Genomic DNA, 22,883 nt, shown 5'->3' with positions numbered 1-22,883 from the left:
CCTCATTTTGCGTACTTTTACTCACAGAAAATGTGTTTTCCGATTCTTTTTATCTGCGGACGTCCCCAAATCCATTTGCTTGTCGCCGTATCAGGATTGAAATAATAAATCGCGTTTTCAGAAGGATCCCAGCCGTTAATCGCATCAAGAACCGCTTCTTTTGCTCTTTCATTCGGCTGCATATATATTTGGCCGTCGGCAACGGCGGTAAACGCGAGCGGTTCGAAAATGACGCCGGCCACCGTATTCGGAAATAACGGGCTTTTAATACGGTTTAAAATAACCGCGGCGATGGCAACCTGCCCTTCAAACGGCTCACCGCGCGCTTCCCCGTACACAGCCTGTGCCAGAAGATTGATGTCGTTGTTTGAGAAACCGCCAGGCATATTGGCCGCTGTCGTATTTTGCTTTTGATTTGACTGACCGCCTGTTTTGTTTTGCGGCTTTTGAGCAGGCTTATTCGTTCCCGCCGGCTTCTGCGTTCCGGCTCTCGGTTTTGTTTGGTTTTTCAATGGGACGTTGCCATAATGAGTGAACGTATTCCCTTTTTGGATCTGCTCCATTACATATTCACGGTAATATTTTGATTTAGAAATCAGCACCTGTTTGGTTTTCGCGCCGACGAGGCCGTCAACCGGCTTCATGCCGAATTTCTCCTGAAAATTTCTCACGGCCCAGTATGTGGTCCAGCCGTAAACACCATCGATTTTCCCGTTATAAAATCCGTTATATTGAAGACGGGCCTGCAATTCTATAACATCATCACCCGTCGCGCCTCTTTGAATCACTTGATTTGAAAACGCATGAACCGTTTCATGATGATCGAAGAAAGCAGCGGCGAAAGAAAATAGAATGAGACATGCCATAAAGGCTCCTTTGCACTTCATCTCTTCAAGCCTCCTACTGCAAAATTTAAAGTGTACCCGTATTGTCTGTCACGAGGTTATTTTTATGCACGTTTCCTTCTTATCCCCTGTCAAGGCATAAAAAAGAAACCGCACGCGACGCGCGGTTTCTTCACACTTGGATCATATTGACGGAGCGTGCTTTTTTTGCCTTTCGCAGCCCGAACCACCATAAAAACAGCATAAACGGCAGCATATAATATACCCAATGATTGAGGGCGGTAAGAATAAAATCGTAAGAACCGTGCAGACATGAAGGCACGGCCAGCGAAATCACAAGCCATTTGACACGGGCTTTTTTCTGCGAAAAGCGGGCTTTTCCGAGATAAAATCCCATAATCACTCCGATCAGCGCATGGCAGGAGACCGGCAGAAGCGCCCTGATGAAAGCATGCTCAACGCCGTGGCCGAATAAATACAGAATATTTTCAAGCGTGGCAAATCCTAAAGACACACTGGCCCCGTAAACGATTCCGTCATAATGCTCATCAAAATGAGCATGCGGATACACACTGATCATCAGAACGAACCATTTCACCGATTCTTCCAGAAATCCCGAAGACAAAAACGAAACGAAAAAGCTTCCTCCCCCCACATGCTCTTTTTCAAGAACATATTGGATAAACATGGTCGGAAACACAAGGACAACCCCGAGAAAAAAAGACCTCAGCACCATATGTACGGGTTCATTGTCATACTGATCTTTTAAATAAAAATAGCTTAACAGCGCAATGCCGGGAGCAATTCCTGCAGAGATGATTGCAAACATCAGGCAACCTCTTTCCTTTATATTCCTATATCTATCGTACCATGTTGTTCACATTTTTACATCTTTCAATTTTTTTAAAAAAGAGCATATGAATGATCATATGCTCTCTGCACCCAGCCGTTTTGATATTTCATTTGCGATCAAGCCGCCGTGAAAACGGCCGTTCTCGATAAAAATTTCGTTGGCGTTATTTCCAGCCGCAATGACTCCGGCGATAAAAACACCGTCAACATTTGTTTCCATCGTTTCTTCCCGGAAAAACGGCCGGCCTGATTCCGCATCAATCCGCACACCGATTTTTTCGAGGAAACCGTGATCGGGATGGTATCCCGTCATGGCAAATACGAAATCGTTTTTCAGCCGGACCGTCTCATTTCGGCCGGAGCGGAAAATGATTTCATCTTCCGTCACTTCTTCAAGACAAGCGCCGAATTCCATCCGGATTGTGCCGTTTCTGACGAGGGCCTCAAACTCAGGCAGAATCCACGGCTTGATGCTCGGGGAGTACTCATGTCCTCTGTAGAGCACCGTGACGCGCGCACCGGACTTCACCAGTTCCAAAGCCGCGTCCACACTTGAGTTTTTCCCGCCGATCACAGCAACATCTTTATCAAAATAAGGATGGCCTTCTTTAAAGTAATGAAATACCTTAGGAAGCCCTTCACCCGGTATGTTCATATAATTCGGATGATCATAATATCCTGTCGCAATGATACAAAACGGAGTGAGGTAGCGGTCTTTTGATGTTTCTACAAGAAAACGGCCGTCTTCCTGTTTCGTTACGCGCTCCACCGTTTCAAAGGCGTTTACGCGCAGCTCTTTTCTTCTGACAACCTCTCTGTAGTAAGAGAGAGCCTGTATGCGGACCGGTTTTCTGTTTTCCGTAATAAAGGCGACATCGCCGATCTCCAATTTTTCACTTGAACTGAAAAAAGTTTGGTGGGTCGGATAGTTATAAATGCTGTTTACGACATTCCCTTTTTCGATCACAAGCGCGTTCACGCCAATTTGCTTCAGATGTATAGCCGCCGATAATCCGCAAGGACCTCCGCCTATTATAATTGCTTTTTCTTCTGTCATGTCCTTCAACTCCTGCGATTGGCATTTCCATCATAAGTTTCCACTCATATAAAAAATCTCCTATATTATCATAGGAGATTTTTTTTGTTTATGCAAACGATTGGTTTATATCCAGCCTCTGAAACGCGAAGCCTCCGCCATTTTCCGCACGCCGACCATGTAAGCCGCAAGCCTCATGTCAATCCGGCGGTTTTGGGACATTTCATAAATATTATTAAACGATTTTATCATCATATTTTCCAGTTTTTCCTCGACTTCTTCTTCACTCCAGTAGAAGCCTTGGTTGTTTTGAACCCATTCGAAATAAGAAACCGTTACACCGCCGGCGCTCGCCAGAACATCGGGAACCAGCAGCGTTCCTTTGTCTGTCAGGATTTTCGTTCCTTCCAGTGTCGTCGGTCCGTTTGCCGCTTCTACAACGATTTTCGCTTTGATGCGGTCAGCGTTCTCTTCTGTAATTTGGTTTTCGATCGCCGCCGGGACAAGTATATCACAGTCCAGCTCAAGCAGCTCCTGATTCGTAATGGTGTCATTGAAAAGCTTCGTCACCGTTCCGAAGCTGTCTCTGCGATCAAGCAGATAATCAATATCAAGACCGTCCGGATCGTAAAGGCCTCCGTACGCGTCAGAAATTCCGACAACTTTCGCGCCGGCGTCATGCATAAACTTGGCCAGATAGCTGCCCGCGTTTCCGAAACCTTGTACGACGACGCGCGCGTTCTGAATATCGAGACCTTTTTTCTTGGCCGCTTCTTTTATGCAGATGGTGACGCCTTTTGCCGTCGCTGATTCCCTGCCGTGGGATCCGCCGAGTACAAGCGGTTTTCCCGTAATAAAGCCGGGTGAGTTAAATTCATCAATTCTTGAATATTCATCCATCATCCAAGCCATAATCTGTGAGTTTGTAAATACGTCAGGTGCCGGGACGTCTTTAGTCGGTCCGACAATCTGACTGATTGCTCTGACATATCCCCTGCTCAGTCTTTCAAGCTCTCTGAATGACATATTTCTCGGATCACAAACAATTCCGCCTTTACCACCGCCATAAGGAAGATCAATAATTCCGCATTTTAAACTCATCCAGATGGAAAGTGCTTTCACCTCTTTTTCAGTTACATTCGGGTGAAAACGAATGCCGCCTTTTGTCGGACCTACGGAATCATTGTGCTGCGCACGATAGCCTGTAAATATTTTCACAGACCCGTCATCCATCCGAACAGGAATTTTAACCGTTAATAATCTGAGCGGCTCTTTCAGCAGTTCATACACTTCTTCTGGATACCCCAATTTTTCCAGAGCTTTATGTATTACGGTTTGGGTTGATTTTAATACATCATGTTTGTCTTCTTCATTATGACCGGTGAATCGATCGGCTGCCATTTGAGTTAACCTCCTAAAATCTTCTGTTTCTCTCATGCTCCCTTTCAGTGACTAGTATACACCTTCAATATCTCCGTGCATAGAAGAAAGACAATGATTTTTCCATTATTTCGCTTAAAAAAAGACGGCCGCTGAAAACAGCTGCCGTTTCAAATCTTTTTTATGAAAAATGTTTCTGGATGGTCTCCACAGCATTGCCGTCCATGATGAGTTTTCCGTACTCATGGAGCCTGTAAATCGTAATCGTCGCCGGGTGTCCGTATTCAGCCAGCACCGCGATGACGCCTTCGGCGGAACGGGAGCCGAGGTCTTCAAGGCTTACATAGTATTGGTTCTCATAGTGGTAGACGGTGCCGCCGGTAATCCCGATTCGGTGAAGGCTTCCGGCAAGCTGAATGATATCTTCAAACGAATGGAACTGATAAATAATATCCGGGCTTTCGTCAAGTTTGACCTGCATCTCGATATAATCATCGTCATATTCGTCATCTTCTGCGTCCGCGTCATGATTTTTCGTTACAATCACAACCATGCCTTGTGCCTGAAGAGAATATACTTCCACCGCGATCGGACCATTCGCTTCAAAGCCGAGCTCTGTATTTGCTTCATTCATCATATCTTTAAATAACTGGTGGACTTTAAACGAGTCCTTCCAGAGGTCTTCTTTTGTCAGTCCCCGATCAGTCAGATCGTCGAGGGTTAAAAAGATTTTAATCTTATTATAGTTCAGACGCTCAAGCCGCATAATGTTCCCTCCTGCCTCTTCTTGCACACAAATCATATAACACAGTATATGAATAAATGAGTCATAGGTTCTTAATTTGTTATCAGTTTACACCGTGTACAGCGGGAAGACAAGCAGAATGCCGTTTTTTATCACCGCGGCCGGGTTTGTTTCAGGAAGACGGCTCATCCGGTCCGCACAGCGTAATCATATGCGTCTCCGGTTTCGCCCCGAGCCTCAGCGGAACTTTTGTCGTCCCGTAGCCGTTGCTGATCAGGTAATGCGCTTTTTTCACCGTTCCCGTCCCGCCCAATTCGTACGGCCCGAACCGGCCGAAACGGATTTGGCCGCCATGCGTATGGCCGCTGAACACAGCGTCAATCCCGTCTGACTCCCTCATCTGCTCATGGATGTCCGGGTTATGGCAAAGCAGGAGGTTTACTTTGTCAGCATCCGTATATCTGATTGCAGCATCGTAATCATCCATCATCATCCTGATATCATCCACGCCGCAGATCGTAACGGTTTCCCCTTTATAAGCAAACTGAACCGATTCATTTCTCAGTGGGATCACTTTGTATGCCCGTAAAAGAGAGAGCAGTTTTTGCTGGCTGACCTCGTAATCGTTATTTCCCCACACATACATGACAGGCGCGAGAGCCGTCAGACGTTTGATGTTTTCTTCAATTCTGGCGTAAGGAACTCCGCCCTCCGCCATATCACCGCCGAGCAAAACGGCATCCGGCTTATAACCTGCCGCTTCGCGGAGAAGCTTTTCATCAATTAAACGGCGGTGCACGTCAGATATAAAAAAGATGGTGAGCGGCTTCATCCCCTTCATTTTATCAAGCGTAAATGTATGTGTTTTCAGATGGCTGCCGTTTGCCGTTTTGTACATAACGGCCGCCATAACCGCAGCCGCTCCCGCCAATGAGCCGAGAATTCCCGCTGTAAGCTTCATAAACGCACTCTCCATTCTGTCATTGTCTTATATTAGACGGACAAACAAAAAAAGACGTTTCTATCCTTTCCGGAAAACGCCTCATTTTATTTGCTTTCAAAATAAAGATTGATATCATACCGATGTTTCATCAAGTGAAAAACAGATTCTCTCGCCCTCCATTTTTCAGGCTGGGGCCATAAATCCGTGCTTTTTTGGATAATTTCACATCTCAGTTTATGAAATTCACCCTCAGCTTTTTCTTCCTTTTTTTTGAAATAACAAGAAGTGCAATACGCAAAAGCGGAAGCCATAATCCAGCACAAGTAAACCGTATGGCCTAATATTTCCTGCAGAATCAGCTGCGGAGAGGCTTGGGGGGCATTAAAGCTTTTAAACATCAGCAGTATGCACATCAGGGAAAAACAAACGAGGGACGCCCACTGCCATCTTCGGCATTGTGCGGCATAATTTTCGTATTTTAATTTCCGTTTCACCAGCGCCTGAAGCATTTGTTTCGTCGGTCCGTCAGCAAATCGGTCTAATTGCTTCCATAAAGAATCCATGCGCTTCACACCTTGTCCGTTTTCATTGGTACACTATATGAAAAACGCGGTGAAAACATGCATTTATTTTAATCAGACAGCGGAATGTTCAGAACCTGGCCGGTGTACACGTCGTTTCCGTTTAATCCGTTGTAGCTGCGGATTTTTTCTTCACCCGTCCGGCTTTTATAGTATTTCATTGAAATGCGGTAAAGCGTTTCTTTCGGCTGTACAGTATGCTGTACGGTCCGCACTTTTTTTGGGACAGTCCCGGCTTGATCACTCGCCTCAGCCGGAGCCGCTTTTTCACGGACAGCCGGCGGAGACTGCTGTTTTGTCTCCGCGTATTCGGTGTCTGTCGGCTTTACTTGTTTTTCTGAGGGCGTTTCCGTTTTTTTAGGTGTTTTTTCACTTTGTTTTTCACTTGGTTTTTCTTTCGTTTTTTCAGGTGCAGCCGCTTCTTTCTTATCTTTGTCGTCAGACTTTTTTTTCGGTTGTTCTAAAAGAGCAGTTTCTGACGTTTCTTTCTGAGCGCCTTTCGGAATAACGGCAGGCGCGCTTTCACTGTGGTCTATAAAGACATCTTCATAGTCCTTCGGGTCAAATCTGCTGCTGTTCGTCATATAAAGAAGACCGAAAAAGACACCGATTGTTACGATAATGAACAGGACGGTCAGAAAAGTGAACAGCGGCGTTTTTGTTTTGGTTTTTTCCTTCACCTGCTCTTCCTTTTTTTTACGCTCCTCTTTTACAGATTGTCTTGTCGGGAGGCTGTCTTCAAGATATTCAATTTGTTCATCCGCGGCCGCGGCAACCTGCTGCTCGGCACGCAGCTGAGCTTTTCTTCTTTCAACTCTTGACATTTCCGTCATGCAAACCCCTCCTAACATATTGAAAACGGATCTGACAGGCAAATACCGCATCAATAATAAAATGCGCTGTAACCGGAACGAATAAATTGCCGGTCCATTCATAGATAAGCCCCAGCAAAAGACTGATGCCCGCAACCATCATAAACAGAAGCCACTTCGCCAAGTATCTGAAATGAAGCACGGTAAAAATGAAGCTGGCGGCCCATAAGCCGATATGTGTCTGCAGAACGCCTCTGAACAAAATCTCTTCGCTGAACGAAATGAGAAGCGTCAAAAACAAAATGTGCAGAACCGGCCTGTTCTTAAAAAGCAATACATTAATGCCGCCGTCATCATATAAATGCGAAGGACACCATTTCATCACCGCCAGATCGGCAAAAATGACAAGGACGGCAAGAGTTACACCGTACCATATGATATTATCGTCACGTATATGCCACAGCTTTAAAAAATCGTGAATGTCGGTAAAAAAGAAAAAGCCGATAATAGCTGAAACCGCCAATATGAGCAATTGGGTGGCATACAGCTGCATCACAATCTCCCGGTCTGAGAGCTGCCGGATCAATTCGCTTTGCCGTCTCAGCTGAACTCACCCGCAGACTCTGATCCGAAAATCCGGCCTAATTCCAGCTTCCAATCTTCAAACCGTTCCATATTTTTACGTTCTCCTTTTTGCTCGTACGGAGCCAGATCAAGTCCGCAGCTGCTGCAGCATTGTCCGGTTTGACCATCAGGCTCATACGGTTCATCAAAATAAGACAGCAGCGCTTCTCTTATACATTCTTTCCGCTCTAATAACGCCGAAAAACGATTCATTTTACGCAGCTTCTTTTCCACGCGGTATGTCAGTTCTTCCTGCAGCTGCTCTTTTGTGGTTTTTCCTTGCAGATACAGATGGACGGCCGTTCGCGCCTGTGTTTCCTGGACGCCCTTATTGATCAGGACGTCCCGAAGCTTTCGTTCATCACCCGTACCGGCATCCCGTATGACGGCCAGAATGCCTTCCAGGTCATAATCAGACAGGCTTTCTGTCTGAATAATCTGCTGCTGAAGCTCGGTATCGCCGGGCGCCCTCAGCAAAATACTGACACTCGGGCTGCCGTCGCGTCCCGCTCTGCCGATTTCCTGCATAAAGGCCTCGGCCGTTTGGGGAGGATAAAAGTGAATGACAAAGCGGATATCTGACTTATCCACACCCATGCCGAACGCATTGGTGCAGCAGATGCAATCAAGCTGGTTATGGATAAATTGCTGCTGGATTAAAATCCTGTCGCCTGTATCCATTCCGCCGTGATAATAATCCGTCCGCTTTCCCGTTTTTTCGTTCAGCTCAGCCGCAAGCTCTTCCGCCCATTTCCTGGTCGGACAATATATGATACCCGGGCCTTCAAGCTTTTCGGCAAGCTCCGTGAGCCTGCTTATTTTTTCGGCATTATCAGCCAAATGTTCTGCCGCCAGGAGAATATTCGGCCGGTTGACTGAATAAAGATGACGCACCGCATGCTCAAGTCCGAGCACATCCGTCACGTCTCTGAGCGTTTCTTTTGTCGCTGTTGCAGTCAGCGCCAATACAGGCGGCTTTCCGAGTGCCTGCCTGAAAGGTCCGAGCTTCGAATAATCAGGCCTGAAATCATGTCCCCATTCTGATATGCAATGAGCCTCATCAATAACAAATAAACTGACAGAGACATTTTTCAAACGGTTCAGCACATAAGGTGAAGAAAGGGCTTCAGGAGACATATAGAGAAATTTATACCGGCTGATGTTGCTGAGGATAAAATGCCGCTCTGCGGAATTCAGCATGCTGTTTAATGCAGCAACCCGCTTTTCTCCTTTCGCTTTCAGCTGCTGCACCTGATCTTCCATTAATGAAAGGAGCGGCGAAATAATCAGCACCAGCCCGTCCATCATGTAACCCGGGAGCTGATAGCATAATGATTTTCCCCCGCCGGTCGGAAGCATGGCGATCGTATCTTTTTTTTGGAGCACGCTAGTCATAATCTCTTCCTGCCCTTTTTTAAAGGAATGCAAACCAAAATACCTGGATAAAGCTTTATGCAGCTCAGTCATGCTGATTCACCGTCTTTGCCAGCGCCAGCCTGATCTGAAAATAGCTGAAGCGCATCTGCATTCCTTCGCGAATCCGTTTAATTTTATTCGTTTGATGCTGTTTTGCAAATGCCGTTATCATACGCTGTTCCTCTTCAGAAAGATACTGTTCTATAAAAAATGCAGGCTGATGCAATGATATTTCTACGATATGATCTTCGATTGTGGCGGTTTTTAAATTTCTGACCGCGGCGATCCGTTCAATCGGAAACCCTTTTTCCAACAGCTCAAAGGTTTTTCTGGCAGACTGTGTCAGCGCGCTTTCCGCCTGCAAATCGGACAACAGCTCGCGCAGAGCGGGATATGCACATTGCGGAAGCGATTGAATAACATAATGTACCGCTCCCCAAAACTGGACGGACACATACCATTCATCTTCGTTCAGCTGGAGAGCAAGCTGCTTATTCGTTTTGCCGATTCTGTTGAATGAAGTTAAAGAATAGACAAAAATAAGCGCCTGCCGTTCACTTACGCCTTGCAGAAGGTGAAACAGCGTCTCATGCATTTGGACGGAAAGCTCTTTAGCATCTCTGTTTTTCCGCATGAACCGTTTGACCCATCTCAGCGTCTGCACATCGTTTGTAACCGGGATATATTGACTGCATTGATGCTCTTTGTTTGACAGGACTTGAATGAGCAGGGAAAGCCGCCTCCACAGGGTAACGGCAGGCGTTTGATAATTCGCGCCGTGGCAGTGCTTCGGCCAAGGCCGCTCGGCAAACGCCCGTTCAAGCCTTTGAACGCCGCGCGCAGTCACTTTCCACGTTCCCTCTTCTTTTCCGGCTGTAATGTATGAGTTCTCGGTGAGTTTATGCAAAGAAGCCGCAATATCGCCGCGTTCACAATGTGAAGCCATGCCGAAATATTTAGCGATCTGAAATAAGCCGGCATCCTGAATGGTTTGAGACGACTTTTTTCCTTTTAATAAATGAAACACAGCACTCGGAGTCCGTTCGCCGTCTATTTTGTCCAGACAGTCGAGAACCACGGTATCAAAGTAGTTTATCGCCAATCTAAACACACCTACATTTCTTCTGTGACAAGTTTCGTTTTTTGGTTCTTTTTATTTTAACAGATTTTCATATAAATTTGACGTTTAAAGTCATCTTTTAGGGGGAAGTGCTAAAGAGAATCCCTTATGTGATAAGCATTCTCAATCATTTTTCTGTTGAAATTTGACACTAACATCATTACAATAAGTAAGAGGAATAGGTGTTATATTTAAAAATATATAAGGTAAACCATTTGTTCCAACACGAACAATCTGGGAGGTTTTATTCATGGCAAAGTACACAATTGTAGATAAAGATACGTGTATTGCATGCGGCGCCTGCGGAGCTGCGGCACCAGACATTTATGATTATGATGATGAAGGCATTGCGTTCGTTACGCTTGACGAAAATAAAGGCGTCGTCGAAGTTCCGGAAGTTCTGGAAGAAGATATGATTGACGCATTTGAAGGATGCCCTACTGATTCAATCAAAGTTGCGGATGAACCGTTCGAAGGCGACCCGCTGAAATACGAATAAAAAAGCCCTCCCCGTGAGAGGAGCTTTTTCGTCCTGAATAAGACTCCGGCTGTTATCGGCCGGAGTCTTATTTTTTTGCGTGATCAAACAATCAAAAAAGCGCCCGGTCTGTGTTTTACAGAGCGGGCGCTTTGAAGTGGTTATTGTGTCTGGATGCTGCGTTTTTGTTCAATCCAAGGTTTCAGCTTCGTAAAGATGAACGTAAAGACGATGGTGATGATAACGCCTTTTACAATGTTAAACGGCAGGATTCCTGCGACAACCGCCGTTTTTAACTGGCTGTTTGACAGTGCCGGTGAATGTAAAAACCAAGTATACGCGGGCAGGATAAGAATATAGTTCAAAATACTCATCAATACAGTCATCGCTGCGGTTCCGGCCAGCAGGCTCACTGCAAGTCCTTTAGCAGATTTGAGCTTTTTAAACATAAACGCCGTCGGCAGAATAAACAGCGTTCCTGCGATAAAATTGGCTGCCTGCCCGACAGGCACGCCGGCCATGCTTCCTTGAATGATATACTGCAGAATATTTTTAATCGCTTCAACCGCAATCCCCGCCGCAGGCCCGTAAACCAAAATGGCGATAATTGCAGGAACGTCACTGAAATCAATTTTCAAGTAATCCGGCAGCCCCGGAAACGGGAAATTTAACAGCATAAGCACAAAAGCAATACTGCTAAGCATACTGATGACAACTAATTTTTTTACTTTCACAATGCTCTCTCCTTTTCGATCAAATCTCTCGAAAAGAGGAAAGGTTCTTTTGCGCCCCAATAAAAAAACCGCTTTTGTTAAAAAGCGGGAGCTTACTAAGGCTTGGCAAAGAAACGTTTGATATAAGCATCAAAACGTCTGCTGAACCTCCATCTTCTCCCATCCAGACTATACTGTCGGCTCCGGAATCTCACCGGATCCTGCCGCCGAAGCAGCTCGCGGGCTTAGAGCATGATGCTCATCACCGCCGGTAGGGAATTTCACCCTGCCCCGAAGATTGATCTTATGAATTTATTCACATTATATATGATCAAATTGCAATTGTATAGAGAACTGCTCAAATTTAAATAAAATATTGGGGAAGCCCAATTTAAGCTGATTCAGCGGTTTCCTTTTCTCCTTTACTGCGTCAATACACATTGACACTCTATTGAGAATATGATAAATTATCAGATATTTAGTCAGCTAAACTAGGAGGAAATCTAACAATGTTTCGAGTTTTGGTCTCAGATAAGATGAGCAATGACGGCTTAAAGCCGCTGATGGAATCAGACTTTATAGAAATTGTTCAAAAAAACGTCGCGGATGCAGAAGATGAATTACATACCTTTGATGCCCTGTTAGTCCGCAGTGCCACGAAAGTAACCGAAGAATTGTTTAAAAAAATGACCTCTTTAAAAATCGTCGGCAGAGCCGGTGTCGGCGTAGACAACATCGACATTGATGAGGCCACAAAACATGGGGTTATCGTGATAAACGCGCCGAATGGAAACACCATTTCAACGGCAGAGCACACATTCGCGATGATTTCTTCATTAATGAGACACATTCCGCAAGCCAATATCTCAGTAAAATCAAGAGAATGGAACCGGACGGCTTTTGTCGGGGCGGAGCTCTACGGAAAGACTTTAGGCATTGTCGGTCTGGGCCGGATCGGAAGCGAGATTGCCCAGCGCGCCAGAGCGTTCGGTATGACGGTTCATGTATTCGATCCTTTCTTAACCGAAGAGAGAGCCGGTAAAATCGGCGTAAACAGCCGGACATTCGAAGAAGTGCTTGAAAGCGCGGATATCATTACCGTCCACACGCCTTTAACAAAGGAAACAAAAGGACTGCTTAACAGAGAAACCATTGCTAAAACGAAAAAAGGCGTCCGTCTTATCAACTGCGCAAGAGGCGGCATTATTGATGAAGCGGCGCTTTTGGAAGCGCTGGAAAGCGGCCATGTCGCAGGCGCTGCCCTTGACGTGTTTGAAGTGGAACCGCCAGTTGAATCAAAGCTTCCCGACCATCCGCTGGTGATCGCCACACCTCACTTAGGCGCTTCAACGAAAGAAGCACAGCTGAATGTCGCTGCACAGGTTTCTGAAGAAGTGCTGCAGTTTGCAAAAGGTCTGCCTGTCATGTCAGCGATCAACCTGCCTGCGATGACGAAAGATGAATTCAAAAAAATCCAGCCTTATCACCAAATTGCCGATAAAATCGGAAGTCTCGTGTCACAATGTATGAAGGAACCCGTCAAAGATGTTGCGATTCAATATGAAGGCACCATCGCCAAACTTGAAACATCATTTATTACAAAAAGCCTGCTGTCCGGTTTCTTAAAACCGCGTGTAGACTCAACGGTCAATGAAGTGAACGCCGGCGGTGTAGCAAAAGAACGCGGAATCAGCTTCAGCGAGAAGATTTCCTCCAATGAATCAGGATATGATAACTGCATCAGCGTAAAAGTAACCGGAGACCGGAGCACATTTACGTTAACGGCTACGTATATCCCTCACTTCGGTGAACGAATCGTTGAGCTGAACGGCTTTAATATTGACTTAAATCCTGCCGGCCACCTCGTTTATATCCAGCACCAGGATACGACTGGTGTAATCGGACGCGTCGGACGCATCCTCGGCGATAACGATATCAATATCGCTACCATGCAGGTAGGCCGTAAAGAAAAAGGCGGAGAAGCCATTATGATGCTTTCTTTTGATAAACATTTAGATGATAAAGTCGTCAATGAGCTGACTTCAATTCAGGATATTGTTTCCGTTAAACTGATTGACCTTCCGTAACCAACAAAAAACCCAAAACATTCATATGTTTTGGGTTTTATTAGGTTTAATGGCTTGGAAGCGGATTAGGCGCGGCAGGCACAGCGATAGGTTTTGTCACATCATAATTACCGATTTTCTTTGTATGCGCATGTGTGAACAGCACCTCAGAATAACCGAATTCCTTCGCAGTTAACAGAAGCCCTTCGATCATTAAAATCCCTTCCAGCGAATCTTCAACCTTATGTTTTTCGGACAATTGAATCCGCAGCTGCTCGCCGTCTTCCCTTTCCGATACCGATGCAATCGCATCGGCTTCTATAATGCTCGCGGTCTGTGAGCCTCCGTCTGTTGTCTTCATCCCGTCAATAGCCTGATATACTGAATAATAGGTTTGTTCAGACGGGATGAGATACTCTTGTCCCAGACTGTCGCTGTAAGAAAAATACGCCCGGTTTGTCTGTTTATGTACGGACATTTCAGCGGATATGCCGTAAGATTTATAAAAATCCTGTCCGGCTCCGTTTTGAATCTTTTTCAATTTAATCCGCTCGTAAGGACTCCATGTCAAAGTCTCTTTCAGCATCTTTTTCAATAAGTCAGCATCGGCAACTGATTCGATAGAAAGCCGTCCGTTTACCTGCACAAGCAAATCCTTCTTATCCGCCGTTACCTGCACACCTTCCAAAAGGTTCGGCACAGACAGGAAGGATTCGGGCACTTCTAGGTTTTCCGCTTCGGATAAAGCCTCTGAAACCGATTCATCCGGCTTCTTTTTTTCAAAACTGACCGGTATGACGGCGGATGTATCTGAATCGGCAAACGCCAAAGTAATGTAATTGTTTTTGTTTTCGTTAGAAACGACAAACGTCTTCTGATCCGGCTTGACAGCAGCTGACTGACTGGCTTTTTCAGCTTGACCGCTGTCAGCTGTAAGATCACCGGCAGATTTGTTTGTCATCAGGTGAGGAGATATAATCAGAGCGATGCACAATGCGCAGACGCCGGCTGCGGCGGGGCCGATCCAGCTTCGGGCCGGTTTTTTCCTGTACGGTTTACCCGTTTCAATATTCCGGTAAATGGCCTCGGGTGAACGATGATCTCTAACCGCCGGAAGTTGTCTTAACAACTCCTCTACTCTTTCTTCGTTCCAATATGACTTCATCATCCATTAGCTCCTCCCTCAAAAGCTCCATCTGTTTCCGAAGTATTTTGAGCCCTCTGTGTTGGGTCGTTTTGACTTTGCTTTCCGAGAAGCGGAGAGCGGCGGCTGTTTCCTGAATGGAATATCCCTGAATAAATCTCAAGATAATAACAGCTCTTTGATCAATGGTGCAATGATCAAGCGCGGTATAAATTTCCCGGACGTTTTCATGCTGTACGGCGAGTTCGTCCGGAAGCAAATGCTGATCTCTGACATCTTGTGTATCCCAATCAAACGTACCCATAATACGCTGTCTGATCGTCTGCTGCTTGCGGAACCAGTCAATCGCCACATGGCGTGCGATGGACAACAGCCATGTTTTTTCACTGCTTCTTCCTTCAAATGTATGATAGGAATTCAAGACGCGGATATACACTTCCTGCGTCAAATCTTCAGCCTGCGACTTATCTTTTACCATATAAAATAAAAATTGATATAAATCTTGATGGTATGCATCATATAATATCTGAAAGGTTTCTTCCATGGGAAACCCCTCCGTTCACTTTTTTGTCGTAAAAATGCGTTGAAAAGTTACATTACAACTATATTACGAGAAACTGGAATTTGGAAGGGAATTTATATTAACATATTCTTAAATTTTTAAAGGAGAAACAAATAAAAAACACCCGCAGAACATGCGGGTGTTTCGTATGGAACAAGATTGTTCGTCAATTTCAGACGTCATCCTGCGCTTTTGTCGGAATATAAAATGTAAACGTCGTCCCTTTGTCGATGCTGCTGTGAACCGCAATTGAGCCGCCGTGGGCTTCCACGATATTTTTTACGATGGCGAGTCCGAGTCCGGTTCCCGCCCTGCCTCTTGTTCTTGCTTTGTCCGCTTTATAAAAACGTTCAAAAATAAAAGGCAGGTCTTCTTCCGGTATTCCAGAGCCGGAATCTTTGATATCGATCTTCAGTCCGTCTTTTACGGTCTGAGCCGCGATATGAACGCTTCCGCCTGACTCCGTATGGCGCAGCGCATTATCTATAAGGTTGGTAAACACCTGTTCCATTTTGTCTTCATCAAAGACACACTCCGGCTGAGACACCGAGATGTCCTCTGTGAGCGAAACGCCTTTTTCCTTCGCTACCCCGGAAAATTTGCGGGAGATCTTCTCCAGAAATTCATGCAGGTTTACCGTTTCATAGTGCAGGCCCGTATGTCCGGATTCCATTCTGGCCAAATCCAGCAAATCATTGACGAGCCGGCCCATGCGAAGAGATTCATCATAAATGATCTGCGCGATTTCTTTTTTCTCCTCTTCTGTGCTTGCAATGTCGTCCACTATTGCTTCGCTGTATCCCTGCAGCATAGAAATCGGGGTTCTGAGCTCATGACTGACATTGGCAATGAAGTCTTCACGCAATTTATCCAGCCTGCGCTCTTCGGTCATATCACGGAGCACGGCCACGGCGCCGCGGACGTGTGATTCCGCATAAAGAGGCGACATCAATAAAACCCATGACCTTCCTTGAAGCGTCATTTCAATCATTTGCTCTTTTTCCGTGTTCACTGCATTTTGAAATAGCTCTTTTGCTTCAGGGGGAAGGTTGTCTCCTTCTTTAATGTTCATGTTCTGCTCATAATACCATGCCTGCAGAAAACGTTCGGCCGGCGGGTTGGTCACCAAAATGGTGCCGTCGATATTAATGGTGATGACCCCGTCTGCCATACTGCTTAAAATATTGGACAGCTGTTCTTTTTCCTGATTCAGCGCGTTAATATGGAAATTGAGCTGCCGTCCCATCTGATTAAAGGCAATGGCCAGTTCCCCGATTTCATCTTGGGTCAGAATCGGAATTTTTGTATCAAACTTTCCTTTCGCCAAGTCTTGGGCGCCTTCCCGCATTTTCCGAAGGGGATATGTCACCCTGCTGGATAAAAAGAACGCGAAAAACGTTGTCAAGACGATGGCAATGCCCGCCGCAAGAAAAATATAGCGTGTCGTATGTTTCGTCGTATCTTTGACGGCAAGCAGCGATTGGGATAAAAAGACCATGCCTTTTTTGCCGTCTTTTTCATACGGCACTCCGACGATCAGCCGTTCGTTATCCGAACCGGCATTGTTGGGGACCGCGCGTTTGCTTACTTTTTTGCGGTCTGTCAGCGCCTTGTGCAGATCCCGGTCATGTTTGATCTGCTCTAATGTAATAGAGGATAAATGATTATCGTCATTGGGCGAATACCAGACATGCTTATCATCCTGAATGATCGCGATGCTCGTTAAATTGTCCGCCAGTTCCCACGTGATGGATCTGGCAAGCGGCTGGTCTTCATGATTTTCTATTATGACCGCAATTTTATCGGCAAGCTGCGTTAAATCTTTTTCCGCTTCTTCAACGTGGTAATTTTCTATAAATTCCAGAAGCAGCACCGTTAAAATAAATAAAACAATTAACACGAGTGAAAGAATGGTAAACCAAAGCTTTCCTACTACGCTTTTCCAAAACTTCATTCAGCGCCTACCTCAAATTTGTATCCGACTCCCCATACGGTGACGATTTTTTTCGCCGCTCCCGGGGACACTTTATTTAATTTTTCACGGAGCCGTTTGACATGGGTGTCCACCGTTCTGAGGTCTCCGAAAAATTCATACTGCCACACTTCTTTTAAAAGCTTTTCCCTGTCGTACACTTTGTCCGGTGTTTTCGCCAGGAAGTACAGCAGTTCATATTCCTTCGGCGTCAGGCTCACCTCCGTGCCGTCCGCAGTCACCCTGTGAGCATCGTGATCAATGGATAGATGCGAAAAGACGAGCACATTTTTTGTCGGGGTATTGGCTGTCAGATAAGATGTTTGGGAAGCCCTTCTTAAAAGCGCCTTTACCCGAAGCACCACTTCTCTCGGGCTGAAAGGCTTGACGATATAATCGTCCGTACCCGCTTCAAACCCCTGGACGCGGTTGGCTTCTTCCCCTTTTGCCGTCAGCATGATAATCGGCGTCGCTTTTTTTTCTCTGAGCTGCCGGCATACTTCGATTCCGTCCGTTCCCGGCATCATTAAATCCAAGAGCACCAGATCATAATCTGATGCCAGCCCCATTTTAATGGCCTCGTCGCCGTTTTCCGCTTCTTCAATCACATAGTTTTCCCGTTCAAGGTACATTCTTAAAAGGCGTCGAATTCTGGCTTCATCATCTACTACTAATATTTTAGTTTCATTTGTTTGATCCATCGTTTTCCCCCTGCTTTCCTTCTGTTACTTTCATTTTAACAAACTGTGCGGCAGCTTGAGAACTGTATCGGCTTTTTGCATCTATGCGTACGAATGAAGTCCGGCAAGCACGAGATTCACAAAAATTAAGTTAAACATAATAATGGCGAAGCCGATGACGGCAAGCCACGCGGACTTTTCGCCATGCCAGCCTCTTGACAGCCGCAAGTGCAAATACGCTGCGTAAAATAAAAAGGTGATCAGCGCCCATACTTCCTTCGGGTCCCAGCCCCAAAAACGCGTCCATGCAAGCTGCGCCCAAATCATCGCAAACACAAGCGCGCCGAGTGTGAATACCGGAAAACCGATGGAAACAGCGCGGTAGCCGACTTCATCGACCAAGTCCAGATTCACATTTTTGACGAGCGGGCTGATAAGAGCGCTGATTCTCTTTCTGAATATCAGCCTGAGCGCACCGTATAAAACGAGGCCTGCGCCAAACGACCAGATCACCGTATTGACCTTTCTGCCTGAAAAAATGGCCGGAAGCTCAATAAGCGGCTTCATTGCGCCTTCCGTAAGCAGTTCTCCCTCATGCGGGCCGACAAGCGCAGGCATATCATATATCATGACGCTTTTAGCTTCTTTTTTATCCACCCAATTAAATTCAGCTTTGTAGTCCGCCAGCCGGAATGCCGACGTGACGGCAATAAATGCCACGGTCGTCACGAGTATAAACATGATGACTTCAAGCCAGAACGTTTTTTTGCCCGGTCTGGATTGGTCGACATGCTTTAACAGGAAAATGACGCCGGCTACAAAACTGATCGCAAGAATCGCCTGCCCGAGCGCCGCCGTCGTGACGTGAATGTACAGCCAATTGCTCTGCAGTGACGGAATAAGCGGCGTAATGTCTGTCGGAAACATGCTTGCATATGCGATAAGCAAAAGCGCGATAGACAATGTGAACATGCCTAATGAAGGCAGTCTGTAAATAAAGTAAATAATAATAAAAGCGAGAACAAGCATCATGCCGAATGACGTCGTAAATTCAAACATATTGCTGACAGGCGCATGTCCGCTTGCCGACCATCTCGCAATGAAGTAGCCGAGATGACAAAGAAATCCGAAAATGGTTAACGTGATTCCGATAGCCGACCAGCGGCCCTTACCGTCCTTAGCACCTTTTGTTCCCCGGATGGCGCCGCCGAAAACCGGGACGGCAATTAAATAAATCAAAAAGGCAGCATAAAGAAAATTTGCGCTCAGCTCCGCCATGACACCACTCCTTTTTCACTAGGCCTGATTTTTGGCCAATTCTTTTTGATCGGCCGGCTCTTGAATCCCGGTCCCGCTAAGAACAAATTCGATATCCTTTTTCAGACCGAACCAGTTTTTGTTCGTATGTCCCGCCACAAGCACTTCATGATCACCTGTTTTGATCCAGATCCTTCTGTGCTGCCAGTACATTCCTTGAATGACGCCGATCATAAAGATCGCGCCGCCGACGGCAAGCACCCATAAGGTTAAATCTTTTCTGACGGTGAGTCCTGTAATGTTTTTCGTTTCCACATGGTCGAATTTTAATTTGTACTTGTTACTTTCGGAACCTTCAACAGTCTGCTGAATCGCAACAAAACTTTTCTCCCCTTTCGGCTTGTCAGGAGCCGTGATTTTAAAGACAAAAGCCGGATTGTTAGGAACCTTCGTTTTCGTGCTCGGTTCTCCGTCCTTGTTAAAATAAAAATCAGGAAGATAACTGGCGATCTGCACTTTGTAACCGTTACCAAGATCGTAGTCCGTGTCGGGATCAAGAAGATTGATCTTCAGTTTGCCGAATGACTGTTTTGTTTTTTGGTCGATCAGCTGAAATACCATCTGATCGAGCTGGTTTTCTTTATAGTCCACCTGATACACAGAATAGGAGTCAAAGCGCAGCGGTTCATTGACGCGGATATTGTTTTCTTTGACTCTTTTAAGCTTCGGCTTTTCACCGAATACAATGTCGCCTTCCCTCTTGTACAAAACCGCGTCCGTTGTGAAGGATTTGGCGACTTTGCCGTTTCCGGCTCTGTCAATGGCGTCGGCGAATACTTTTTTCTCAGTGTCTTTGTTATATGTCTGCATCGTGAACCGGTTGTTTTTTAAGTAATACTTGCCGTCAGTGCCGGGGATCTGGGCGGTTTCGCCTTCACGGACCCAGAGCGTTTCATCGACATACATACCGGGTACAAATCTCAGCATGGCTCCGATCAGAAAAATGATCAGGCCGATATGATTGACGTAGGGCCCCCATCTTGAAAAACGGCCTTTTTCCGCCAGAATGCTTCCCTCTTGTTCTCGCACTCTATAATGCTTTTTTTTCAATCGTGTTCTGATGCTATCAGCCGCATCCCCGCTCAGCTCGGTTTCTGTCCGGCTGTATAGACGCTGCCTCTTCAAAAAGACCGGATTCCGCCGTACTCCTTGATTTTTCAGCGCCCTGTACAAAGGAATCACCCGATCCAGGCTGCAGATGACCAGTGATATGCCAATGGATGCGATCAGGAGCATATACCACCATGAGCCGTACAGGTGATGAAACCCCAGCAGATAATACAGTTGGCCGATTATGCCGTACTGCTGTTCATAATATGTATCCGGCTGGGCGCCCGGCGGCAGATAAGCTTCCTGCGGAAAAACCGTACCGAAAGCAGACGCCGCCAGAGTAATGACGATCAGCCATATTCCGACTTTTACGGAAGAAAAGAAGTTCCATACCTTATCTACGATTGTTTTGTTATATGTTTGCGAACGCCTTGCGCTGCCGTCGTACCGCATATCGGCAAGCGGCGATTTTTGATCATCAAGCGGCTTCCCGCACGACTCGCACAAAACCGTCCCGGCTGGATTCACGTGCCCGCATTCACATTTGACCTTTTTCATGAAGACGCCTCCGGCTTAATTAAATTCATATAGTCATGAACCATGCGTTCTGTCATCGTGCCGGTCACCACTTTCACGACTTTTCCGTCGGGATTGATCAAAAATGTCGTCGGAATAGGTGATACGCCGTACGCGTCCAGCACTTGCCGGTCAGTATCGAGCGCAACCGGGAAATTGACGCCGTATGTTTTCATAAAATTATGTACTGCAATTTTTGATTCGCCGACATTTACCGCAACCACCTCGACACCGAGGTCTTTAAAATGCTTGTATTGATTCTCCATATAGGGAAATTCCTGCTTGCACGGCTCACACCACGTTCCCCAGAAATTCAGAAAAACACCTTTTCCTTTTAACTGACTCAGTTCTATGAGTCTGCCCTCTGTATCTTTCAGCGCGAAATTCGGGGCTTTGGACCCCTCAGATATACGCTCACCGTTTGTGTATACGGCATTATAGATGGTATATCCGAGCGCGCAGAGTAAGATGAGAAGGATGCCGGTCCGAATGAATAAACGCCGCCGTTTTTTGTTCATTGTACACTGCTCCCCTCCCCTGCCTGCAAATCCATTCAATTATATCATCAACACGTTTTGTAATTTTTGAAGGTTATGTGAAAATTAGAAAGCGTTTTTACCGTGTTCAGCTAAAGCCCGCAGCCTTTTCACCTCATGCGGCGACAATTCTCTTGCGTCTCCTGTGCGCAGGCCTCTTAAATCTAAAAATGCGTATTCTTCACGTTTTAGTTTCAGCACGTCATGACCGATCGCCTCGAACATGCGGCGGACCTGTCTGTTTCGGCCTTCATGAATCGTCAGCTGAATGATGCTCGTCTGCTTTCTTTTGTCCAGGGAAAGCAATTTCGCTCTGGCCGGCGCCGTCTTGCCTTCTTCAAGCTGAATGCCGCGCTCAAGCTTTCTCAGAAGTTCCTTGGAAGGAATCCCCTTCACTTTGGCGACGTACGTCTTATCAATTTCGTATTTCGGATGCATGAGTTTGTTGGCAAACTCGCCGTCATTTGTCAGCAATAAAAGTCCGCTCGTATCATAATCAAGCCTGCCGATCGGATAAATGCGCTGCGGCACTTCTTTGAAAAAGTCGGTCACCACTTTCCGCCCTTTGTCGTCATCAGCTGCTGAGATCACTCCTCTCGGTTTATAAAGCAGAAAGTACACGGGTTCTTCTCGCTCCACCTTTAATCCGTTTACTTCAATCTGATCAGAACCGGTCACTTTTACGCCGAGCTCTGTTATTACTTTTCCATTCACCTTTACTTTTCCTTCTTTTATCAGCTCTTCTGCCTTTCTGCGTGATGCCACGCCGGCATGAGCAATAACTTTTTGCAGTCTTTCCATGTCGTTCACCTCAAGTATAATCTTACTTTTTTCCCCTTGAACAAACAAGCTTTTTCAAGGAGAGTTATTCTGATATATAAAAAGCGCCTGATTTCAGGCGCTTCCAAATAATAACGTAACTATGATGATTGATGCAACCACCCCGATCAAATCAGCAAGAAGACCAACCTTTAAAGCATCCCCCATTTTTTTGATGCCGACCGCCCCGAAATACACCGTCAGGACATACAGCGTCGTGTCAGTCGATCCCTGCATGACCGAGGCCAGCCTGCCGATAAATGAATCAGGCCCGTACACGGCGATCAGATCTGTCGTCATGCCGAGCGCCGCCGTCCCCGAAATCGGGCGGATCAGAGCAAGCGGCACGACTTCTGCGGGAATGCCGAGCGCTGTAAAGAAAGGCTTGCACAGCCCCATGACAAAATCCAGCGCGCCCGAGGCCCGGAATACGGTAATCGCCACCAGCATCCCGACCAAATACGGAATGATGGAAAACGCAATCTCAATTCCTTCTTTTCCGCCTTCAACGAATGATTCATACGTCGGCACTTTTTTGATCGTGCCGTATATCAATATACCGGCGATAATAATCGGAATCATGGCTAAAGACAGCCAATTCACCATTTCCATTCGC

Annotated in this window: 23 protein-coding genes and 1 riboswitch; of the genes, 2 read left to right on the top strand and 21 right to left on the bottom strand. The window is 46.1% G+C overall.

Annotated features, from left to right (window positions below):
* Window positions 1-17: 17 nt before the first annotated feature.
* The 11 genes from sleB to ABK447_RS08585 all read right to left on the bottom strand — a co-directional run bounded on the left by sleB (window position 18) and on the right by ABK447_RS08585 (window position 10,336).
* Window positions 18-887, bottom strand: a complete 870-nt coding sequence (sleB, locus tag ABK447_RS08635) for a spore cortex-lytic enzyme (RefSeq protein WP_012117872.1) — start codon at window positions 885-887, stop codon at window positions 18-20.
* A gap of 130 nt (window positions 888-1,017) precedes the next feature.
* Window positions 1,018-1,674, bottom strand: coding sequence for a glutamic-type intramembrane protease PrsW (gene prsW, locus ABK447_RS08630; protein WP_003153415.1), 657 nt, complete (start codon window positions 1,672-1,674; stop codon window positions 1,018-1,020).
* Window positions 1,675-1,770: 96 nt separating this feature from the next.
* Entirely contained in the window at window positions 1,771-2,754 is a 984-nt protein-coding gene (locus ABK447_RS08625) for a YpdA family putative bacillithiol disulfide reductase (protein ID WP_012117874.1), read from the bottom strand.
* Between the two features lie 105 nt (window positions 2,755-2,859).
* Window positions 2,860-4,134 (bottom strand): NAD-specific glutamate dehydrogenase, encoded by a 1,275-nt coding sequence (gudB, locus tag ABK447_RS08620; protein ID WP_003153413.1) that lies wholly within the window; start codon window positions 4,132-4,134, stop codon window positions 2,860-2,862.
* Window positions 4,135-4,294: 160 nt separating this feature from the next.
* Window positions 4,295-4,879 carry a genetic competence negative regulator gene (locus ABK447_RS08615; RefSeq protein WP_003153412.1) on the bottom strand — a complete coding sequence of 195 codons (585 nt, stop codon included), beginning with the start codon at window positions 4,877-4,879 and terminating at the stop codon, window positions 4,295-4,297.
* Between the two features lie 151 nt (window positions 4,880-5,030).
* Window positions 5,031-5,819 carry a metallophosphoesterase gene (locus tag ABK447_RS08610; protein WP_025284937.1) on the bottom strand — a complete coding sequence of 263 codons (789 nt, stop codon included), beginning with the start codon at window positions 5,817-5,819 and terminating at the stop codon, window positions 5,031-5,033.
* Between the two features lie 86 nt (window positions 5,820-5,905).
* A complete protein-coding gene (locus ABK447_RS08605) occupies window positions 5,906-6,364 on the bottom strand; it encodes a YpbF family protein (RefSeq protein ID WP_221663800.1) in 459 nt (152 codons plus the stop codon).
* Between the two features lie 68 nt (window positions 6,365-6,432).
* The gene (locus ABK447_RS08600; RefSeq protein ID WP_094031811.1) at window positions 6,433-7,215 is read right to left on the bottom strand and encodes a LysM peptidoglycan-binding domain-containing protein; all 783 of its coding nucleotides are present in this window, start codon (window positions 7,213-7,215) and stop codon (window positions 6,433-6,435) included.
* Entirely contained in the window at window positions 7,193-7,780 is a 588-nt protein-coding gene (locus ABK447_RS08595) for a CPBP family intramembrane glutamic endopeptidase (RefSeq protein ID WP_015240111.1), read from the bottom strand. Before ABK447_RS08595 ends, ABK447_RS08600 begins: the two co-directional genes overlap by 23 nt.
* A gap of 14 nt (window positions 7,781-7,794) precedes the next feature.
* Window positions 7,795-9,285 (bottom strand): ATP-dependent DNA helicase RecQ, encoded by a 1,491-nt coding sequence (locus tag ABK447_RS08590; RefSeq protein ID WP_094031812.1) that lies wholly within the window; start codon window positions 9,283-9,285, stop codon window positions 7,795-7,797.
* Window positions 9,278-10,336 carry a helix-turn-helix domain-containing protein gene (locus tag ABK447_RS08585; RefSeq protein WP_032870103.1) on the bottom strand — a complete coding sequence of 353 codons (1,059 nt, stop codon included), beginning with the start codon at window positions 10,334-10,336 and terminating at the stop codon, window positions 9,278-9,280. Before ABK447_RS08585 ends, ABK447_RS08590 begins: the two co-directional genes overlap by 8 nt.
* Window positions 10,337-10,604: 268 nt before the next feature.
* Between ABK447_RS08585 and ABK447_RS08580 the strand changes: the two genes are divergently transcribed.
* Window positions 10,605-10,853 (top strand): ferredoxin, encoded by a 249-nt coding sequence (locus ABK447_RS08580; protein ID WP_003153403.1) that lies wholly within the window; start codon window positions 10,605-10,607, stop codon window positions 10,851-10,853.
* A 140-nt stretch (window positions 10,854-10,993) separates the two neighbouring features.
* On the opposite strand, the gene ABK447_RS08575 is transcribed toward ABK447_RS08580, so the two are convergent.
* A complete protein-coding gene (locus ABK447_RS08575; protein WP_015240114.1) occupies window positions 10,994-11,566 on the bottom strand; it encodes an ECF transporter S component in 573 nt (190 codons plus the stop codon).
* Window positions 11,567-11,713: 147 nt separating this feature from the next.
* A riboswitch (FMN riboswitch) is annotated at window positions 11,714-11,848 on the bottom strand.
* A gap of 206 nt (window positions 11,849-12,054) precedes the next feature.
* Here ABK447_RS08575 and serA point away from each other — a divergent pair.
* Window positions 12,055-13,632, top strand: a complete 1,578-nt coding sequence (serA, locus tag ABK447_RS08570; protein ID WP_007409437.1) for a phosphoglycerate dehydrogenase — start codon at window positions 12,055-12,057, stop codon at window positions 13,630-13,632.
* A 46-nt stretch (window positions 13,633-13,678) separates the two neighbouring features.
* Here the strand turns inward: serA and ABK447_RS08565 are convergent, their stop codons facing one another.
* The 9 genes from ABK447_RS08565 to spmB all read right to left on the bottom strand — a co-directional run bounded on the left by ABK447_RS08565 (window position 13,679) and on the right by spmB (window position 22,879).
* Window positions 13,679-14,740, bottom strand: a complete 1,062-nt coding sequence (locus ABK447_RS08565; protein ID WP_072589347.1) for a sugar dehydratase — start codon at window positions 14,738-14,740, stop codon at window positions 13,679-13,681.
* Window positions 14,715-15,299 carry an RNA polymerase sigma factor SigX gene (gene sigX / locus ABK447_RS08560; RefSeq protein WP_003153399.1) on the bottom strand — a complete coding sequence of 195 codons (585 nt, stop codon included), beginning with the start codon at window positions 15,297-15,299 and terminating at the stop codon, window positions 14,715-14,717. The genes ABK447_RS08565 and sigX overlap by 26 nt, the downstream gene beginning before the upstream one ends.
* A gap of 190 nt (window positions 15,300-15,489) precedes the next feature.
* Entirely contained in the window at window positions 15,490-17,271 is a 1,782-nt protein-coding gene (locus ABK447_RS08555) for an ATP-binding protein (RefSeq protein ID WP_025284944.1), read from the bottom strand.
* Window positions 17,268-17,990, bottom strand: coding sequence for a DNA-binding response regulator ResD (gene resD / locus ABK447_RS08550; protein WP_003153397.1), 723 nt, complete (start codon window positions 17,988-17,990; stop codon window positions 17,268-17,270). Before resD ends, ABK447_RS08555 begins: the two co-directional genes overlap by 4 nt.
* An 81-nt stretch (window positions 17,991-18,071) precedes the next feature.
* On the bottom strand, window positions 18,072-19,247 hold the full coding sequence (gene ccsB / locus ABK447_RS08545; RefSeq protein ID WP_007409434.1) for a c-type cytochrome biogenesis protein CcsB: 1,176 nt from the start codon (window positions 19,245-19,247) through the stop codon (window positions 18,072-18,074).
* 18 nt (window positions 19,248-19,265) lie between these two features.
* Window positions 19,266-20,894 (bottom strand): cytochrome c biogenesis protein ResB, encoded by a 1,629-nt coding sequence (locus tag ABK447_RS08540; protein WP_094031813.1) that lies wholly within the window; start codon window positions 20,892-20,894, stop codon window positions 19,266-19,268.
* A complete protein-coding gene (gene resA, locus ABK447_RS08535) occupies window positions 20,891-21,430 on the bottom strand; it encodes a thiol-disulfide oxidoreductase ResA (RefSeq protein ID WP_003153391.1) in 540 nt (179 codons plus the stop codon). The genes ABK447_RS08540 and resA overlap by 4 nt, the downstream gene beginning before the upstream one ends.
* An 84-nt stretch (window positions 21,431-21,514) precedes the next feature.
* A complete protein-coding gene (rluB, locus tag ABK447_RS08530; protein WP_007409432.1) occupies window positions 21,515-22,249 on the bottom strand; it encodes a 23S rRNA pseudouridine(2605) synthase RluB in 735 nt (244 codons plus the stop codon).
* Between the two features lie 93 nt (window positions 22,250-22,342).
* Window positions 22,343-22,879 (bottom strand): spore maturation protein SpmB, encoded by a 537-nt coding sequence (gene spmB / locus ABK447_RS08525; protein ID WP_003153387.1) that lies wholly within the window; start codon window positions 22,877-22,879, stop codon window positions 22,343-22,345.
* Window positions 22,880-22,883 lie beyond the last annotated feature (4 nt).

This window comes from Bacillus sp. hwrm1 (assembly GCF_040207805.1).
Lineage (GTDB): Bacteria > Bacillota > Bacilli > Bacillales > Bacillaceae > Bacillus > Bacillus velezensis.
Note: the sequence above shows the minus strand (reverse complement) of the source record. Positions and strands in the feature narration are given on the sequence as shown.

What these genes read in the sequence shown, in the direction of transcription:
- ABK447_RS08580 (WP_003153403.1), top strand. Translation starts at nt 10,605, where the DNA reads ATGGCAAAGTACACAATTGTAGATAAAGATACGTGTATTGCATGCGGC.
- resD (WP_003153397.1), bottom strand. Translation starts at nt 17,990, where the DNA reads ATGGATCAAACAAATGAAACTAAAATATTAGTAGTAGATGATGAAGCC.
- ABK447_RS08540 (WP_094031813.1), bottom strand. Translation starts at nt 20,894, where the DNA reads ATGAAAAAGGTCAAATGTGAATGCGGGCACGTGAATCCAGCCGGGACG.
- resA (WP_003153391.1), bottom strand. Translation starts at nt 21,430, where the DNA reads ATGAACAAAAAACGGCGGCGTTTATTCATTCGGACCGGCATCCTTCTC.
- sleB (WP_012117872.1), bottom strand. Translation starts at nt 887, where the DNA reads ATGAAGTGCAAAGGAGCCTTTATGGCATGTCTCATTCTATTTTCTTTC.
- sigX (WP_003153399.1), bottom strand. Translation starts at nt 15,299, where the DNA reads ATGGAAGAAACCTTTCAGATATTATATGATGCATACCATCAAGATTTA.
- ABK447_RS08600 (WP_094031811.1), bottom strand. Translation starts at nt 7,215, where the DNA reads ATGACGGAAATGTCAAGAGTTGAAAGAAGAAAAGCTCAGCTGCGTGCC.
- ABK447_RS08605 (WP_221663800.1), bottom strand. Translation starts at nt 6,364, where the DNA reads ATGGATTCTTTATGGAAGCAATTAGACCGATTTGCTGACGGACCGACG.
- ABK447_RS08555 (WP_025284944.1), bottom strand. Translation starts at nt 17,271, where the DNA reads ATGAAGTTTTGGAAAAGCGTAGTAGGAAAGCTTTGGTTTACCATTCTT.
- gudB (WP_003153413.1), bottom strand. Translation starts at nt 4,134, where the DNA reads ATGGCAGCCGATCGATTCACCGGTCATAATGAAGAAGACAAACATGAT.
- ABK447_RS08625 (WP_012117874.1), bottom strand. Translation starts at nt 2,754, where the DNA reads ATGACAGAAGAAAAAGCAATTATAATAGGCGGAGGTCCTTGCGGATTA.
- spmB (WP_003153387.1), bottom strand. Translation starts at nt 22,879, where the DNA reads ATGGAAATGGTGAATTGGCTGTCTTTAGCCATGATTCCGATTATTATC.
- ABK447_RS08615 (WP_003153412.1), bottom strand. Translation starts at nt 4,879, where the DNA reads ATGCGGCTTGAGCGTCTGAACTATAATAAGATTAAAATCTTTTTAACC.
- prsW (WP_003153415.1), bottom strand. Translation starts at nt 1,674, where the DNA reads ATGTTTGCAATCATCTCTGCAGGAATTGCTCCCGGCATTGCGCTGTTA.
- rluB (WP_007409432.1), bottom strand. Translation starts at nt 22,249, where the DNA reads ATGGAAAGACTGCAAAAAGTTATTGCTCATGCCGGCGTGGCATCACGC.
- serA (WP_007409437.1), top strand. Translation starts at nt 12,055, where the DNA reads ATGTTTCGAGTTTTGGTCTCAGATAAGATGAGCAATGACGGCTTAAAG.
- ABK447_RS08590 (WP_094031812.1), bottom strand. Translation starts at nt 9,285, where the DNA reads ATGACTGAGCTGCATAAAGCTTTATCCAGGTATTTTGGTTTGCATTCC.
- ABK447_RS08610 (WP_025284937.1), bottom strand. Translation starts at nt 5,819, where the DNA reads ATGAAGCTTACAGCGGGAATTCTCGGCTCATTGGCGGGAGCGGCTGCG.
- ccsB (WP_007409434.1), bottom strand. Translation starts at nt 19,247, where the DNA reads ATGGCGGAGCTGAGCGCAAATTTTCTTTATGCTGCCTTTTTGATTTAT.